Source organism: Streptomyces angustmyceticus (assembly GCF_019933235.1).
Lineage (GTDB): Bacteria > Actinomycetota > Actinomycetes > Streptomycetales > Streptomycetaceae > Streptomyces > Streptomyces angustmyceticus.
Genome location: NZ_CP082945.1, coordinates 286576 through 299670, shown reverse-complemented (window position 1 = coordinate 299670; position 13095 = coordinate 286576). Strand labels below are relative to the sequence as shown.

At 71.4% G+C, this 13095-nt stretch carries 12 protein-coding genes and 1 pseudogene; 5 read left to right on the top strand and 8 right to left on the bottom strand.

Translation table 11 applies throughout. The annotated features are described in order from the left end of the window. Positions 1-10 precede the first annotated feature (10 nt). Positions 11-517: a GNAT family N-acetyltransferase gene (locus K7396_RS01325; RefSeq protein ID WP_223659549.1), complete on the bottom strand. Its 507-nt coding sequence runs from the start codon at positions 515-517 to the stop codon at positions 11-13. A gap of 302 nt (positions 518-819) precedes the next feature. On the opposite strand from K7396_RS01325, the gene K7396_RS01320 reads away from it, so the two are divergent. Then, complete coding sequence (locus K7396_RS01320) at positions 820-1611, top strand: inositol monophosphatase family protein (RefSeq protein ID WP_152104237.1); 792 nt, start codon at positions 820-822, stop codon at positions 1609-1611. A gap of 33 nt (positions 1612-1644) precedes the next feature. Next, positions 1645-1947: pseudogene (locus tag K7396_RS01315) on the top strand (protein-tyrosine phosphatase family protein); the annotation flags it as partial. A gap of 87 nt (positions 1948-2034) precedes the next feature. Here the strand turns inward: K7396_RS01315 and K7396_RS01310 are convergent. The 3 genes from K7396_RS01310 to dacB form a co-directional block, all read right to left on the bottom strand. Beyond that, on the bottom strand, positions 2035-3342 hold the full coding sequence (locus tag K7396_RS01310) for a globin domain-containing protein (RefSeq protein ID WP_152104238.1): 1308 nt from the start codon (positions 3340-3342) through the stop codon (positions 2035-2037). Positions 3343-3501: 159 nt separating this feature from the next. Next, complete coding sequence (locus tag K7396_RS01305) at positions 3502-3948, bottom strand: RrF2 family transcriptional regulator (RefSeq protein ID WP_152104239.1); 447 nt, start codon at positions 3946-3948, stop codon at positions 3502-3504. A 221-nt stretch (positions 3949-4169) separates the two neighbouring features. Beyond that, positions 4170-5780: a D-alanyl-D-alanine carboxypeptidase/D-alanyl-D-alanine endopeptidase gene (gene dacB, locus K7396_RS01300; protein WP_086721277.1), complete on the bottom strand. Its 1611-nt coding sequence runs from the start codon at positions 5778-5780 to the stop codon at positions 4170-4172. Positions 5781-6103: 323 nt separating this feature from the next. Between dacB and K7396_RS01295 the strand changes: the two genes are divergently transcribed. Next, positions 6104-6844, top strand: a complete 741-nt coding sequence (locus K7396_RS01295) for a class I SAM-dependent DNA methyltransferase (RefSeq protein ID WP_086721278.1) — start codon at positions 6104-6106, stop codon at positions 6842-6844. Positions 6845-6984: 140 nt separating this feature from the next. Here K7396_RS01295 and K7396_RS01290 read toward each other — a convergent pair whose 3' ends face one another. Both K7396_RS01290 and K7396_RS01285 read right to left on the bottom strand, forming a co-directional pair. Then, positions 6985-7449 (bottom strand): ABA4-like family protein, encoded by a 465-nt coding sequence (locus K7396_RS01290; RefSeq protein WP_086721279.1) that lies wholly within the window; start codon positions 7447-7449, stop codon positions 6985-6987. Then, positions 7446-8360, bottom strand: coding sequence for a hypothetical protein (locus K7396_RS01285; RefSeq protein WP_086721280.1), 915 nt, complete (start codon positions 8358-8360; stop codon positions 7446-7448). Before K7396_RS01285 ends, K7396_RS01290 begins: the two co-directional genes overlap by 4 nt. A 254-nt stretch (positions 8361-8614) precedes the next feature. Here K7396_RS01285 and K7396_RS01280 point away from each other — a divergent pair, with 254 nt between their 5' ends. Beyond that, the gene (locus K7396_RS01280) at positions 8615-9235 is read left to right on the top strand and encodes a MerR family transcriptional regulator (protein WP_373866872.1); all 621 of its coding nucleotides are present in this window, start codon (positions 8615-8617) and stop codon (positions 9233-9235) included. 87 nt (positions 9236-9322) lie between these two features. Here K7396_RS01280 and K7396_RS01275 read toward each other — a convergent pair whose 3' ends face one another. Then, complete coding sequence (locus K7396_RS01275; RefSeq protein ID WP_086721282.1) at positions 9323-9895, bottom strand: TetR/AcrR family transcriptional regulator; 573 nt, start codon at positions 9893-9895, stop codon at positions 9323-9325. Between the two features lie 255 nt (positions 9896-10150). Between K7396_RS01275 and K7396_RS01270 the strand changes: the two genes are divergently transcribed. Continuing rightward, positions 10151-11107, top strand: coding sequence for an NAD(P)-dependent alcohol dehydrogenase (locus tag K7396_RS01270; RefSeq protein WP_152104240.1), 957 nt, complete (start codon positions 10151-10153; stop codon positions 11105-11107). 46 nt (positions 11108-11153) lie between these two features. Here K7396_RS01270 and K7396_RS01265 read toward each other — a convergent pair whose 3' ends face one another. Beyond that, positions 11154-12971, bottom strand: a complete 1818-nt coding sequence (locus K7396_RS01265) for a TIGR03767 family metallophosphoesterase (RefSeq protein ID WP_152104241.1) — start codon at positions 12969-12971, stop codon at positions 11154-11156. Positions 12972-13095: the final 124 nt, after the last annotated feature.

The following is a 13095-nucleotide window of genomic DNA, read 5'->3' as shown; positions in this document are numbered from 1 at the left end:
GGGCCGCGGCTCACATGGGAAGGGACAGCAGCCGCACCGGCCCGCTCCCGCCCGGCCAACGCGCCCCGTCGCGCAGGGGGATCCACATGGTCCGCAATGGCATGACCACCGGCCCGCCGGGCTGCTCGACGTGCACGTCCTCCTCCAGCGTCCGCCAGCCGAGGCGCTGGTAGAGAGGGACCAGGTGCGGCCGGCAGAAGAGGAGCCCGCACTCCGGTCCGCTCGTCCGGGCGTGCTCCAGGGCGCCGCTGACCACGAGCCGCGCCAGCCCGTGCCCCCGCAACCCGGGAGCGACGAGCACCCCGCCGAACCCCACCACCTCCGTCTCGACCGGCCCGACCGCGAGGGGCAGTGTCACCAGACCGGTGTGCGCCACCAGGCGGCCCTCCCGCCGGATGCCGAAGTGCTCCTGCTTGGGCAGCCACGTCAGACCGGCCTCGGCGACGCCGAAGGGGTCCTCGTCGTCCCCGGCGATCTCGCGCAGCTCGGCCGTCGAGTAGCGCGCGAGCCGGACCACGGAGGACGGCCCCGAAGCCGGATTCTTCGACGGCGGGTCTGCTGAAATCGGGGCTGCTGAGACGGGGTTCGCCGGAGTCATAGCCGATGAGGCCGGGTTTGCCGGGGCCGGTTGTTCCGAAGGGGCGTTCGTTGTCATTCTCCGCATCATGCGGCCCTTGCCGGCGACAGGCAACGCCGGGCCCGCCGGTTCGCTGCTGCCCTGGCCACACGGGCTCACCCGGCTGATGAACGCGGAGGAGCGGTGGCGGCCGGCTGACTCCCCGTCCGGCGAGGGCGCGTCGTCCCGATACTCTGCACGCCGTGACCAACTCCCAAGCCGGCCTTGACGATGCCGAGGTCGCGATAGCCGCGGCGCTTGCCGGTGCGGACGCGGTGCGCGCCAGGTACGGGCGGCGGCTCACCCGCATCGACAAAGGCGCCGGGGACTTCGCCACGGACGCCGACGTGGCGGCCGAAGAGGCCATCCTCGGCGTCATCCGCGCCGCGCGGCCGGAAGACGCGGTGCACGGCGAGGAGGGCGGGCAGCGGGGTGCCGCCGACGCGGTGCGCCAGTGGTGGGTGGACCCGTTGTGCGGCACGCTCAACTACGCCGCCGGCACCATGGTGGTCGCCGTCAACGTGGCACTGCGCAACGGCCCGGCAGCGGTGGCCGACCCGTTCAGCGGCGAGGTCTTCCACACCGACGGCGAGACCGCTTGGGCCCGGCGCGACGGGAACGACACACACCTCACGCCGACCGCTGCCACCCACCTGGTGGACGTGAACCTGGATCCGCCTTTTCCCGGCGCGCCTGGATTCCGCGCCGTGGACCTGCTCGCCCACGCTGGATTCGTCGAACGGTTCCGGCCGCGGGTCGTGTCCTCGACGCTGGCGCTGACCTGGGTGGCGGCCGGCCGGCGCGCCGCCTACGTCACCGACGGCGGTGACCTGGCCGAGAGCGTGCACTTCGCCGCCGGCATCGCTCTGTGCCGGGCCGCCGGCTGTGTGGTCACCGGAGTCGACGGCGCTCCGATCGGGCCGACGGGCCGCGGGCTCGTCGTGGCCGCGGACGCCGCGACGCACGGGCTGCTGATGTCGATGATCCGCGGCTGATGCCGGCCCGCGCCCGCTGCCGGCCCGCCCTGCCCCGTCCCGCCGCACCCTCCGGTGCACCTTCTGCCACTGGTGATCGTGTCCGGTCACAGGACTGACCGCCGGCAGGCCCGCCTCGCCTTCGAGGAGGCACTGACCCGCGCGGCCGGCGAACGCGTCGAGGTGGCCTGCGAAGGCGGCCGCGGTCGGACCGGAACGGCGCTGGCCTGTATGGCAGTTCTGGACGGGGTGCCGGCGGACCGGGCCGTGGCCTTCGTCCGCCGGCATTATCACCCTCGCGCCGTGGAAACCCCCTGGCAGCGACGCTACGTACGGAACTTCGCCGCCGACAGGTAGCGCCGCCCCGGGCAACCGCAGAGCGGCCCGCCGCAATCGGCCCGGTGACTGCGGGCAACTGCCCCGTCCGCCTGCGGTCGCGCCCGCCTAGAGCCCGAGATCAGGGCCGAAGACCTCGTAGTGGATGCGCGAGGCGGGTACGCCGGAGGCCAGGAGCTGGGTGCGTACCGCCTTCATGAAGGGCACCGGCCCACAGAGGTACGCGGTGGTACCGGCCGGAACGGCGATCCGCGTCAGATCCATCTTCCCGGAGCGCACGGTCACCGGATCCGCCGCCGCTTCCGCCATGTCCGCCACTTCAGTCATTTCCTCCACGTCGCCCGTACGCCACCCCATTCTCTCCTTCCCGCCCGGGAGTCCGTCTTCGTGCGGGAGCTGGTCCTCGTACCAGAGTTCCGCCGTCGCGTCGGGGAGCTTGCCGGTGAGCCGGTGGAGGTCCGTACGGAACGGATGGGTGGCAGGCGACCGATCGGCGTGGGCGGCGATGACGCGGCGCCGGGAGCCGGTGGCCGCGAGGTGCGCGAGCATGGCCATCATCGGTGTGCACCCGATGCCCGCCGAGGCGAAGAGCAGGGGCCCCTCACCGTCGTCACCGAGCACCACATCACCGAACGGCGGGCTGACGTGCAGGGTCTCGCCGCCGTGGACGTGCGTGTGCAGGTGGCCGGACACCTCGCCGGCGGGGTCCTCGGACGGGACGCCGGGCCGACGGCCGCCCGCCACCCGCTTCACGGAGATCTGCAGCCCGTCGTCCGGCTGCCCCGACAAGCTGTACTGCCGTATCTGCCGTGCACCGTCCGGGAGCTGCACCCGCACGGAGACGTACTGGCCGGGGCGGGACGAGGGCACCGGGCCGCCATCCGCCGGACGCAGGATGAAGGTCGCGACCTCCGCGGTCTCCTCGATACGTGCCGCCACTCGGTAGGGGCGCCACACCTCGCCGTCCGGCACCCCCGCCTCGTCCAGGAGCCGCTTCTCGACGGCGATCAAGGCGTGGGCCATCAGCCAGTACACCTCGTCCCAGGCCCGTACGGCCTCGTCGTTCACCGCATCGCCGAGCACCTCCGCGATGGCCGCGAAGAGATGCTCCCGTACGACCGGGTACTGGTCCGGCCGCACCCCGAGCGAGGCGTGCTTGTGCGCAATCCGCGTGAGCACGGCATCCGGCCGGCGGTCCGGGTGCTCGATGAGGTGACGGGCGAACGTGGCGACGGCCCCGGCGAGAGCCTGCTGTTGGCCGCCGTTGGCCTGGTTGCCACGGTTGAAGAGGTGGCGCAGCAGCTCGGGGTGCGCGGCGAACAGCTTCTCGTAGAAGAGCGTCGTGATCTCCCCGAGGGCTCCGCTCACGGCGGGCAGGGTGGCACGTACGGTCTCGGCGGACTTCGGCGACAGCATCGACAACTCCGGACTCTCGAAGGGGGAGGGGGAGGGTAAGGAAACTCGCATCTGAGATTCGCATTTTTGGCGCTGGTGCGGCGTGGGGTGGCGTGGAGCGGGGGGCGGGTGTGGTGGCGGTGGGGCGTTACCGGGCGGAGGGTGGTGCGGCCGACGCGCTCAGTCCGTGGGGCGAGGTGTCAGGCCGAGGAGTAGCGGCCCGGTCGGAGCCTCCACCAGATCGGCGATCGAGAGCGGATCGAGGGAGGCGTAGAAGGCCTCCTGTGCCGCCCGCAGCGCGCCGCGCAGCCGGCAGCCCCCGCGCAACGGGCAAGGCGGGTCGTCCTCGCAGCCCACGACATCATCGGCCCCCTCCAGTTGACGCACCAGTTGCCCCAGCGAGCCCGTACGCCCCGCGGTGGTCAGCGTCAGCCCGCCACCCCGCCCGCGCCGCGCCTCGACCGCGCCGAGGTGCTGGAGCTTGCTCACCACCTTGGCGGCGTGGGTGTACGGCACGACGACGGCGCTCGCCACCTCGCGGGTGGTGGGGGCCTCGCCCGTGTCGCCGAGCACCGCGAGGCGCATGGCGATACGGAGGGCGATATCGGTGCTCTTGGTGAGTCGCACACTCGCACTCTATATAAGTGGCATCCAAGATGCCAATTAACTCTCGCCGCGCGGGAGGGCGCGCCGGCCGATGAAGACGAAGGGGACGGGACGAGGGCCTCACCCCGCGAGACGACGCGCCAACCCGACCGGCTCCGACAGCCTCCGCACACCCCCACCGAACCCCGGCAGCGGGACATGCAAAGGCGCCGCCGCCCCCACTGCCTCGGCGCCCTCCCCGTTCAGCTACGGCCCGCGGCGGCCTGTTGCTGGAGGTGGGCGGCGATATCGGCCACGTCGTTCCCGGTGGCCAGGACGCCGTTGATCCTGGCGTTGGGGGTCGACGCGCCGTTCACCCCGGCGAAGAACACGTCGAAGTGGCCCGGCCGCGTCTCCAGATAGCCGGCCGCGGTCTCCGCGCCCACGGCCAGTCGGTCGTTGAGGGCGTCGCCGCCCGCCACGGTGCCGGTCTTGGCGAAGACCTTGCCGCGTGACGGGCAACTGCGGCAGGAGTCCGCCAGGGTTCCGTCGACGCCCAGGACCGGCAGCGAGGTGCGGAAGAGTCCGGCGTCCCGGGTGTGCTGCCAGTACGTCAGGATCTGTGCCAGGGCGCGTGGGGTGGTCCGGTCGGCCGGATTGCCGCCGCGGCCGTCGGCGAGCTGCACGGCCTTGCGGTCGATGTGCGCACGGTCCAGGAACGAGGCCAGCACGGGGAAGCCGTTCTCGCAGTCGGGGCTTCCCGTACTGGTGGCCATCAGGCAGATTCCCAGGTTCGCCCCCAGGTTGTGGCTCACTTTGAAGATGAGCTCGGCGTACTCGGAGTACCGGGGCGAGGTGTAGCGCGCCACCGCAGGCGCGCCCCGGTAGGACTTCGGCAGCTTCCCGGCCGGGTTGGGGCCGATCTCCTTCGCGCGGACCTCGACCCCGGCCCGTTTCAGCGCCTCGATCAAGGCCGTCCGGCCGAAGGCATTCGGATCCTTGACGGCCGACACCCGCAGGACGGGGGCGGACCCCGCGGCGATGGTGCCGGACAGGCGAATGCGGGTGCCGTCGGGGGAACTGCTCACGGTGATGTCGGACGGCTTGCCCGCCGCGACGGTACGGACGGCGGAGGTGACGTGGTACGGCGCGACCTTCGGGCGCCACTCCAGGCCCGCCGGGGCGCCCGCCTCGGCGCCGGGGTAGGTCAGCAGGTCGATGAGGTTGTCATTGACGATCAGCGGCGTGGGGGTCGGGTTGAGGGCGGGGTCCGGCCGGAACAGCCGGGCGTCGACGACCACGTCCCCGTCGACCCGGCGGATCCCCGCGTCGTGCACCTGCCGCGCCAGGTGATGGATGCCGGCCAACGGGTCCTGCGGGGTGAGGGTGGCTCCCGGGATGCTGTTGGCGTAGGTGTGGTCGATGGTGGTGAAGGCGACGGTACCGTCCCTGCGCGTCCGGCCGCCGAGCGTCAGGTCGCCCTGCGCGACCAGGTCCAGGTTGCCCTTGAGCGTGCTGCCGTGGCGCTGCCCGACGGCATGGACCGGGGTGGCGAAGCGGTGGGCGCTGCCGAGGGTGTGCCAGGTACCGCTGACGCTGACCAGCTTGGCCGTCGAACCGGGGATGAAGAACTGGTCGGCGTAGCGGTCCTGCGTCACCGTGCCGGTTGCCGGGTTCTGTTGGAACAGCCCCCACCGGGCGTGCCGGTAGTCCGGCTTCCGCATGATCGACGTGATCCGCGGGTCGAGCGCTCCGGGCACGGGCGACGGCGCCGCCTGGACGAGCCCCATGACGACGACGCCGACGGCCACCACCACGCTCAACGTGCCGGCGAGACGCCTACGGCTGGACCGGGGAGGGACGGAGGAAGACATGCGGACTCCACCGATGGTGATGTAGATCTATCGCTTATATGCGGCTATATCCCCCGAAGGTACTGCTCCCCGCGACCACCGGGACGCAGGTGCGGCCCGGGTCCCTCGGTCGGCCGCTTCAGCATGTCGCCCCGACCTCTGGACGTGCGCGGGCAGGGGAGTCCACACGCACAGCAAGCATGTGACGAGCACTCAGCCGATCGCTCGAACCGGGCGCGCGTCGCCCGACGCGGCGCCAGGGCCGGCCCTCAGGACGTCACCGCGTCCGGCCTGCGAGCGGAAACCCCGCGCGTCCGTGGGAGCCCGAGCACTACGATCCCGGGATGCATGAGGGAGACGGATACTTCGGAGAGAGGGCCGCGGCCACCTACGACGAGTCGCTGGCGGACATGTTCCGGCCGGAAGCCGTGGAGCCCGCGGTGGACATGCTGGCCGACCTTGCGGGGCGTGGCTCGGCGCTTGAGTTCGGTGTCGGCACCGGGCGGATTGCGCTGCCGCTGGCCGAGCGCGGGGTTTCGGTGCACGGCATCGACATGTCCCGGGCCATGGTCAACCGGCTGCGTGCCAAACCCGGCGGTGCCGCCATCGGCGTGACGATCGGTGATTTCGCGACGACGCGGGTGGCCGGCGCGTTTGATGTCGCCTACCTCGTCTTCAACACGATCAACAATCTGACCACCCAGGATGCCCAGGTGGCCTGTTTCGGCAATGCCGCCGACCACCTGAAGCCCGGTGGCTGCTTCGTCATCGAGGTGGGGGTGCCGGCTCTCCGTCTGCTGCCGCCCGGGCAGAAGGCCGTACCGTTCCACATCAGCCCGACACGGTGGGCGTTCGACACCTATGACGTGGCCACGCAGGCGATGAGCTCGAACTACGTGACGATCGTGGACGGGCGGGCCGAGTACGAGTCCATTCCGTTCCGGTACGTATGGCCGGCCGAACTGGATCTGATGGCGCGTCTCGCCGGGCTGCGGCTGCGCGACCGGTGGGAGGGGTGGACGCGCGCGCCGTTCACGAGCGAGAGCAGCCGCCATGTCTCGGTGTGGGAGAAGCCCGCCGACTGAGTGGGGAGGGAGCGAGCAGGCGCGAGGTGACGGACCGATCCCCGTTGGGTGGACTGGCACGTGGAGACTCCTGGCCGGACGGTTGATCTCGACAATCACCCGTCTGCCAGGAGCTGTTCCACATGGGCGCCGCGCTCCGTCTACGTGGCTCCACAGGACGCGGCAACCGCGAGGTCGTCGCGGGTCGAACGCCGTGTCCTGGCCGATCGCAGCCCCAGGAACACCAGCAGCCCGAAGGGCGACAGCAGGATCGTGCAGACCAGCAGGGGCCCCATCAGCAGGGCGGGGATCCTGAGCCGTCTGGCCTCCCGGTACATCCACTGCCCGAGGAGAAGGTCCCAGGCAATGACCTGCGACCAGATGGCTCCCGCGCCGTCCGCGAGCGCGGTCAGCTCGCGGAAGGTGCCGAGGTCCGGGCTGCTGACCGCGGTCCAGAGTTCGGGGAACACCGGGACGGCGAGCGCGAGATAGACGAGCAGCACGGGCACCACGGTCAGCGGTGACCCGGCGATGCGCGCGGTCGGGCCCCACGCGGGGGCGAAGATCATGAGCAGCCAGACGGGTGCGGCCAGCCAGAAGGAGAGCTCGAAGAGGAATCCGGTCATGACGCGAGCTCCTTCGAGGCGCTGAAGTCTTCGGCAGTTGCCCTGCCCGTAAGGGGAGTCGGAACGCGCAGGGACCCGTACGTCCCGAGAACGGCGGCCACCAGGATCAGGCCGGCCACCCTCAGCGTCACGCCGTCCGGCTGGATCAACGGCTGACCCCGCAGCGCCTGCCAGAGGACCAGAGCGAAGGCGGCGGCGTACACACTCGAGGCGAGCAGCACCAGGCGCAGTCGTACCCGGTCGTCGGCAAGGCGGACGAAGCGCGGTGCGAGAGCGGTCAGCACCATGACCAGCAGCGGCAGGAGTTGCAGTGCGTGCATGCCGACGAAGTGCGGGATCCGCAGATCTCCGCCGGTCGTCGACCAGCCGGTCAGCGGCATGGCGGGACCGCCGTCCGGCACGCCCACGCTGTGCGCGCCGACCACCTTGGAGACGCCACGCCGCTGCCCCGGCGCGGGCTGTGTCATCAGGAATCCGACGGCGGCCCCGGCCAGCGCCAGGACGATGCCCGAGCGCATCGCCCAGGCGGACGCACGGTCGTCGATCCGGGCGCGGAGCAACAACACCGCGACGGCGAACGTGCCGAGCCACAGGATGACGACCGTGACGGCCATCGCGTTGAACAGCCCCTCGTCGAAGGGCGTTTCGTGGTTGAAGTGGCTCCGCTTCCCGCGCATCGCCTGCCCGGCGATGATCACCATCTCGACGAGGCTGGCCAGCGCGACGACCGTCCCCGCCCACCAGCCCACGCGCCGCCCCCGGGGGAGAAGCGAAAGCATCCAGGCCAGGGAGAGGCAGTACGCCACGAAGGAGACCGAGAACTTGAACGGCTTGGCCCAGATCGGCGCACCCACCAGCACGCGGTCGTCGGCGATGAGCCCCACGGCCGAGGCGACCGCCATCACCACCATTGCCACCGAGATCAGCACCAGAGGCCGGTGCCACGAGCGCCACGGAGCCGAAGGCCCCCACGGCGGCACGGACCACGAAGACGGACGTAACGAAGACATGGGAGACCCCCTAATGGATAGCGGCGCTATCCGCTATCTGATAGCTCAACTATCTATGATGGGGGCGAAGTCGGCAAGGGCCGGCGGGGTGAGCAGACCAAAGGTCAAGGAGTGAACCGGCAGTGCGCATGGGAGAATTGAGCCGGGCAACCGGAGTGCCGGTGCCGACGATCAAGTACTACGTCCGTGAAGGGCTGCTGCCTCCAGGCGAGTTGACCAGCCCGAATCAAGCGGCCTACGGCGAGGCGCACGAGCGCCGGCTGCGGCTCATCCGCGCCCTGCTCGATGTGGGCGGCATGAAGGTGGCCGAAATCGCGGACGTACTGACCGCCATCGACGATCCGGCGCGTCCGCTGCACAAAGTGCTCGGTGCCGCCGCGGACCGCCTCGGCAGCGCAAGCGTCGAACGCGACGACACCGAGTCGGCGGCCGCGCATGCCGTTGTCGCCGACCTCGTCTCCCGGCGTGGCTGGCGGACGCACGAGTCGGACCCCGCCGCGGCCGACCTGTCCAAGGCCCTTGCCTCCATGGCCCGGTTGGGGCATGGCGCGTTCGTCGAGGTACTCGACGACTATGCCGACGCTGCCGAGCAGGTCGCCCGCGCCGACCTCGGGTATGTCGGCCGGCGGGTGTCGGTCGAGGACATGGTGGAGAGTGTGGTGATCGGAACCGTACTGGGCGAGGCGGTGTTCAGCGCGCTGCGCCGACTGGCCCATGTGGACGCCTCGGTGCGGCTGTACGGCACGGATGGGCCGCCGGAGCAGAGGACGAGCTGACCCGGCGCACGTCGGGAGGGCTCGGTGCAGGGGCTCGGCGGTCCCGTTGCGAGCGCGAACTGGCGGGGCCTGCTGCGGCCGTCGTGGCTAGGCGAGGGTGGTGAGCCACTGGGAGACGGCGGTGTCGATGAACTCGTCGGTGACGTGGCTCCGGTCGAGGAACAGGCGGGCGAGGACCGGGCCGTAGAGCAGGGTGTGCTCGGCGTCGTCGAGCTGGACGCCTGAGGGCTCCAGCAGTTTGTTGAGGGCCGCGCGGCGGTCCTGGCCGATGCGTACCAGGGCCTGGGCGCTGTCGGGGTCGTGGTCGGCCTGGGCGGTGACGGCCAGTACCGCGGTGCGGATGGCCGGTTCGCTGATGCCGTCGCGCAGGCTCTTCAGCCAGGCGGTGGCCACGGTGCGTACGTCGCTGCCCGGCTCGGGGTAGTTGCCGCGGTCGGGGCCCTCCAGGATCAGGTCGAAGAGCAGCGCGGCCCGGTTGGGCCAGTGGCGGTAGAGGGTCTGGCGGGTGACGTCGGCGCGCTCGGCCAGCAGTGCGTACGTCAGCCCGGTCGGTCCGACCTGGGGCAGCAGCTCGCGTGCGACCGCCAGGACGCGATGGCGGGTGCGCTGGACTCGTGGGTTGCCCGGGGTGGGCTGGCGGCGGTGGAGGGGCTCCTGCATGGGGCTCATCCTATCCATGAATCATACGTGTCGTGTGATTTAAGCCACGCAATAAATCATACGCCGTGTGTGATAGAAAGAAATCACACGCACTGGATGATTGGTGGTGCGTGCCGCATCCCGCGCTGTGCGCCAGGCGCCGCCCCGGACGAGGCGCCGCCTCTTCCGAGGCGTCACCCTGCCGAGCCTCACTTCCAGCCACCCCAGCCACCCCAGCCGCCCCCACCGGCACCCCCTCCCCGAAAGGAACACGACATGAAGGCCGCCCAGATCACCCGCTACGGTGCGCCGACCACCCTGCAGATCAACGACGTGGACCGCCCCGCCCCGGGCGCCGGCGAGGTGCTGATCTCGGTCGAGGCGTCGAGTGTGAACGGGCTCGACACGATCGTTCGCTCAGGGGGACTGCGCGTCGTGACCGGGTTCCGGTTCCCGATCGGCGTCGGGCTGGACTTCGCCGGTGTCGTCGCGGCGACCGGGGCCGACGTGTCCGCGTACCGGGTGGGAGACCGGGTGTGGGGCACGGTGCAGCCGCTCAAGCGGTACCCGGCCGCCGGAGCCGCCGAATACGTCGTGGTCCCCGCCGGCCGCGTCGGGCCCGCGCCGGCCGGCCTCACGCCGGTGGAGTCGGCCTCCCTGGTCGTCGCGGGAACGACCGCGCTGCTCGCGCTGCGCGACACGCTGCGGCTCACCGGCGGGGAACGCGTCCTGGTGCGGGGCGCCGCCGGCGGGGTCGGCACGGCCGCCGTGCAGCTCGCCCACGCCATGGGGGCTCATGTCACCGCGCTGTCCCGCGAGCGCCATGCGGCGGCGCTGCGCGAGCTGGGGGCCGACGAGGTCTTCGACTACGGTTCCACCGCGCCGGAGGAGACCGGGCCGTTCGATGTCATCGTGGACACCGTCGGCTCGGACCTGCACTCCTTCCGGCGCCGGCTGACCGGCCGGGGCAGGATGGCCACCATCGCGCTGTCGGCCTCCTCTCTGGCCGCCATCGCCGCGTCGAGCGTGCACGGCGCCCGCCGCATCCGCACCTTGAGCGCCAACCCGGACACCGCGCTGCTGCGTGACCTGGCCGACTACGTGACCTCCGGCGGGCTGCGGCCCGTCGTCGACAGCGTGTATCCGCTGACGGACATCGCCGCGGCGCATCAGGCGTTCGAGCGCGGCGGAGTGGTGGGCAAGCAGGTGGTGGCTGTGCGGGCGGCCGAGTGACTCTCGTACGGGGCGGGCCGTGCCCCACAGGCGGGACCGGGCCCGCTCAGCCCCGGCGGACCAGGAGTTCGGTGTTGCGGTCCGCCGGGGTGCCCGCCATTTTTTCGTGGACGCCGTCGGCCAGACCGGCGGCGAGCCCAGGGGCGTTGTAGGACAGCTCGCGGTAGAGCGAGGCGAGGCCGACGGCGGAGAGGTCGTCGAAGTCCGTGTGGTGCGGGGCGGCGGACTCGATGAGGGTGGTGAACAGGGACAGCGTCCCGTCGTGGTTGTCGACGAGTTCGATGATCCGCGCGTGCTGCGGATAGTCCACGTGCGAGGCGGTGTTGACTTCCCAGAAGGAGCGGGCGGCCGTGGGGTGGGCGTGCGGCGTGATGTGGTTGATGTGGCTGTGGCCGTTGATCCACGCCACCACGTTCGGGAACCGGCTCAGCAGCGCGATGACCTCCTCGCCGTCGTGCCGCTTCTCCTCCGAGCGGGCCGCGTCGGGGCGCCGGGTCATACTCGGGCTGTGGTGGTGGCTGAACACCAGGATGTGCGCGTCGTCGGCGCCGGCGTTGCGTACCAGCCGGCCGTCCGCGTCGTAATGGCGCGAACTGTGAGACGCCAACGTCCGCTCCAGCCAGCGGAGTTGCTCGGTGCCGAGCGACCCTTCGTAGTGGCCGCTGCGGTAGGTGGTGTCGATGCTGATGCCGATGACGCCCTCGGCGATGGTGAAGGAGTAGTACATCCGGTCGCCGTCGAGGTGGTTGTCGGTGTAGCCGTGCCCGACCGGTCCCGCTCCCTTGATGGCCGGATCCAGGTGGGCCCGCAGGTATTCGTGGGGCGTGAACATCCGGCGGCGCTCGTCGGCGGTCACGGTACGGGCCCGGGCGGCGTTGTGGCGGAGGATGTCCTTGAGGACGGTGCTCTTGGGGTCGCCACCGGTGTCCAGCACCTTCGCGAAGGCGGCCACATCGGCATCCGGTACGGAGAACAGCTTGCGCGCCCCGGTGATGTAGTCGGCCAGCTCGGGGTCCTGCGGGGCCAGGCACCCTCCCGGCAGGTCGTCGTGGTTGCCGGGCGTCGAGTACCACGGAAGCCGCAGGCCGGGGCTGACGACCGGGCGCATCGCGGCTTCGAGGTAGCCGGGTATCCGCGGCAGGCCACGTGACTTGTCCTGGTCGCGCAGGGCGTCGTCCGGGTGCCAGTACAGCGCGAGGCCGGAGTTCTGCACGCCCTCGTACCCCGTCGGATCGCCGGTGTCGGGGGTGATGCGGCCCCCGCTCATGAGGGTGAGGAACCAGTCCAGCTCCACCATCGAGTGGTTGTCGATGTTGTCACCCGTGGACATCACGAAAGCCGGCGGCCGGCCGGTGTGCGGTCCGCCGCGGACCGCGTTGGCCTGCTCGACCAGCGACACCGCACCGGCCACCGACAGCGCCTCCTGCGCCCGCCACGAACCCGGCGATCCGGCGCGCAGGAACTCGGTGCGCAAGGGGCTCTGGACGTCGGCCACATGGAGATCGGTGAACTGGAGGAAGCAGGCGAGGGGAGTGCGCCGGTCCTGGCGCCCGGCCGCCGCGGCGGCCAGTTCACCGCGGACGACCAGGGGCCATCCGGGGCCGGAGGTGATCCGGCGGTAGCCGCCGCTGCCGGTGAGGCGCGCCGCGGTGTCCAGTGTGGTGGCCCCGTACGGTGCCGCGCGCCGCGCGCCCGTGCGGACCGGCGACGTGCGGGTGAGCGGCTGTACGGGGGCGCCGCCCGGGGCGCTGCCGCTGCGCTGTCCCGGCAGTGCCCATGCGGCACCGACGCCGGCGACGGCGCCACCGGAGCTGAGGAGAAAGCGGCGACGGTTGGTGGGGAAGTGGGTTTCGATACCGGCCATGAGGCCCTCCGTGCCATGGCCGGCAGTGCCTGACCACAGCGGGGTCATCAAGCGGAATGTCTCATTCCAGAGCTTGGGAGGCGAGCGTGACCGGAAGCTGAACGGGTCCGGAACTGGGCACACC

Coding starts and splice junctions, on each gene's coding strand:
- K7396_RS01265 (WP_152104241.1), bottom strand. CDS start 12,971: ATGGCCGGTATCGAAACCCACTTCCCCACCAACCGTCGCCGCTTTCTC.
- K7396_RS01285 (WP_086721280.1), bottom strand. CDS start 8,360: ATGGTGGTGATGGCGGTCGCCTCGGCCGTGGGGCTCATCGCCGACGAC.
- dacB (WP_086721277.1), bottom strand. CDS start 5,780: ATGTCTTCCTCCGTCCCTCCCCGGTCCAGCCGTAGGCGTCTCGCCGGC.
- K7396_RS01275 (WP_086721282.1), bottom strand. CDS start 9,895: ATGCAGGAGCCCCTCCACCGCCGCCAGCCCACCCCGGGCAACCCACGA.
- K7396_RS01290 (WP_086721279.1), bottom strand. CDS start 7,449: ATGACCGGATTCCTCTTCGAGCTCTCCTTCTGGCTGGCCGCACCCGTC.
- K7396_RS01310 (WP_152104238.1), bottom strand. CDS start 3,342: ATGCTGTCGCCGAAGTCCGCCGAGACCGTACGTGCCACCCTGCCCGCC.
- K7396_RS01295 (WP_086721278.1), top strand. CDS start 6,104: ATGCATGAGGGAGACGGATACTTCGGAGAGAGGGCCGCGGCCACCTAC.
- K7396_RS01270 (WP_152104240.1), top strand. CDS start 10,151: ATGAAGGCCGCCCAGATCACCCGCTACGGTGCGCCGACCACCCTGCAG.